Source organism: Streptomyces sp. SPB074 (assembly GCF_000154905.1).
Classification (GTDB): Bacteria; Actinomycetota; Actinomycetes; order Streptomycetales; family Streptomycetaceae; genus Streptomyces.
The window spans coordinates 995,096-997,232 of sequence record NZ_GG770539.1; the positions used below are offsets into that span (position 1 = coordinate 995,096).

A 2,137-nucleotide genomic window follows, 5' to 3' on the forward strand; every position below is an offset into this window, starting at 1 on the left:
CCGTCCACGCCCCGCCCCCGCCGCTCACCCCGTGAAGGCCCGTACCGTCACGCCCCCCGCGCGCAGCCGTTCCCGTACCGCCCGCGCGATCGCGACCGCGCCGGGGGTGTCGCCGTGGACGCAGAGCGAGGCGGGCCGCAGGCGCAGCGGGGTGCCGTCGTCCGCGTCGATCTCCTCGCCGCGCGCGAGGCGCAGGGCGCGCGCGGCGATCGCCTCGGCGTCGTGGAGGACCGCGCCGGGCAGGCGGCGGGAGACGAGGGTCGCCGCGGGGGTGTAGGCGCGGTCGGCGAAGGCTTCGGGGACGGTGCGCAGTCCGGCCTCGGCGGCGAGCCGGAGCCAGGCGGAGCCGGGGAGGCCCAGCACGGCCAGGGCGGGGTCCCAGGCCCGTACCGCCGCGACGACCGCCGCCGCCTGTTCCTCGTGGTGGACGATCGCGTTGTAGAGCGCGCCGTGCGGTTTGACGTAGCGCACCGCCGAGCCCTCGACGCGGGCGAGGCCGTCGACGGCGGCGAGCTGGTAGAGGACGTCGTCGGTCAGTTCGGCGGGGGGTACGTCGATGAAGCGGCGGCCGAATCCGGCCAGATCGCGGTAGGAGACCTGGGCGCCGATCGCGACGCCGTGCCGGGCGGCGCCCGCGCAGGCGCGGCGGATGACGCGCGGGTCGCCCGCGTGGAAGCCGCAGGCGACGTTGGCGCTCGTGACGAGGGGCAGCAGGGCGTCGTCGTCGCCGAGTTCCCAGCGGCCGAAGCTCTCGGCGAGGTCGGCGTTGAGGTCGATGGCAACCGGGGGCACGGGGCTCCCTTCCGGCGAGGGGACGTGTGGCGGCAAGGTACCGCGCGCGAGAGCGCCCGGAGCGCCGCACACCCCCGGTGAGATGATCCGGTGATGAACAGCGAGACCCCTATCGCCCCCGCTCCGGGCGACACCGTCCCCGGCCCGGTCCGCAACTGGGCGGGCAACCAGACCTTCCGCGCGCACGTGCTGCACCGGCCCGCCTCGCCCGAGGCGCTCGCCGCGCTCGTGGCGGGGGCGGGGGAACGGCGCGTGCGCGTGCTCGGCAGCGGGCACTCCTTCAACCGGATCGCGGACGTGGACGCCCCGGACGACCTGCTCGTCTCGCTCGCCGCGCTCGCTCCGCTCGTCGAGGTGGACACGGCGGCCCGTACGGTGCGGGTCGGCGCGGGCGTGCGGTACGCGGAACTGGCGCGGGTCCTGGACGCGCACGGGCTCGCGCTGCCGACGATGGCCTCGCTGCCGCACATCTCGGTGGCCGGTTCGGTCGCCACGGGCACGCACGGCTCGGGCGACGCGGTCGGCTCGCTGGCGACGCAGGTGCGGTCCCTGGAACTCCTCACGGCGGACGGGGAGGTACGGGTGCTGAGCCGCGCGGCGGACGGGGAGCGGTTCGCCGGGGCGGTCGTCGCGCTGGGCGCGCTCGGCATCGTGACGGCGCTGACGCTCGACGCGGTCCCGGCCTTCGCGGTGCGGCAGGACGTCTTCACGGGCCTGGATCTGGACACGTGCGCGGCGCACTTCGACGCGATCACGGGCGCGGCGCACAGCGTGAGCCTGTTCACGGACTGGAAGGAGCCGCGCTTCGGGCAGGTGTGGCTCAAGCGGACCGATCCCGGCGCGCCCGTCTTCCCCTGGGCGGAGCCGGCGACCGGGCCCGTGCACCCGGTACCGGGCATGGACGCGACGGCGTGCACGCCGCAGCTCGGCGCCCTCGGCCCCTGGCACGAGCGGCTGCCGCACTTCCGGCCCGAGTTCACGCCGAGCAACGGGGCGGAGATCCAGTCCGAGTACCTCGTGGCCCGGGCGGACGCCGTGGCGGCGCTGCGCGCGGTGGCGGGGGTGCGGCAGCGGATCGCGCCGGTGCTCCAGATCAGCGAGGTGCGGACGGTCGCGGCGGACGGCCTGTGGCTGAGTCCGGCGTACGGGCGCGAGACGGTCGCGCTGCACTTCACGTGGGTGCCGGACGCGGCGGGCGTGCGGGCGGCGTGCGGGGTCCTGGAGGAGGCGCTCGCGCCGTTCGCCCCGCGACCGCACTGGGGGAAGGTGAGCACCGTGCCCGCCGCGCGGCTGCGGGAGCGCTGGGAGCGGATGGACGACTTCGGGGACCTGGCCCGGGAGCTCG

The 2,137-nt window shown here is 76.7% G+C and carries 2 protein-coding genes; one reads left to right on the forward strand and one right to left on the reverse strand.

Annotation, left to right across the window (positions count from 1 at the left end; genetic code table 11):
• Positions 1–24 precede the first annotated feature (24 nt).
• Positions 25–792 carry a LamB/YcsF family protein gene (locus SSBG_RS04050; RefSeq protein ID WP_008744949.1) on the reverse strand — a complete coding sequence of 256 codons (768 nt, stop codon included), beginning with the start codon at positions 790–792 and terminating at the stop codon, positions 25–27.
• A gap of 93 nt (positions 793–885) precedes the next feature.
• Here SSBG_RS04050 and SSBG_RS04055 point away from each other — a divergent pair.
• The coding region (locus SSBG_RS04055; protein WP_037868893.1) for an FAD-binding protein at positions 886–2,137 on the forward strand (1,252 nt) is incomplete at its 3' end.